The sequence below is a fragment of the Streptococcus suis YS56 genome, assembly GCF_000440115.1.
Classification (GTDB): domain Bacteria; phylum Bacillota; class Bacilli; order Lactobacillales; family Streptococcaceae; genus Streptococcus; species Streptococcus suis_L.
Map to the genome: position 1 here is coordinate 1 of NZ_ALMY01000073.1, position 381 is coordinate 381.

1 pseudogene is annotated in these 381 nt (G+C 40.2%); it reads right to left on the reverse strand.

Annotation, left to right across the window (positions count from 1 at the left end):
- Nucleotides 1-138: 138 nt before the first annotated feature.
- A pseudogene (tnpB, locus tag SST62_RS1000000112685) lies at nucleotides 139-381 on the reverse strand (IS66 family insertion sequence element accessory protein TnpB).

The window sequence follows — 381 nt, forward strand, 5'->3', positions numbered from 1 at the left end:
CCTGTTCACGAAGGAGGCTCAACTCGTTGGTAAGTTGTTCAATCGTTGAGGTCTGTTGTTTAATAATTGCCAATAACTCATCCATACGCTCGAGCCTCCTTCTTTTTATCTCATTATACACAAAGAAAAGCCATGATTTCAATAGAAATCACGACTTTTTGAAACATTTATTTTTGGACTGATAGAAAATCCTTTCATGAGCCAGTCTACCTGCTCGGAAGTGAGGACTTTAACCTCCTTTTCATTGTTTGGCCAGGTCAATTTCCCATTTTCAAAACGTTTGTAAAGCAATCAAAATCCTTGTCCATCCCAGTAAAGAGCTTTGAATCGGTCTTTTCGACCTCCGCAGAAGAGATAGACCTGACCTGAAAAGGGATCCAG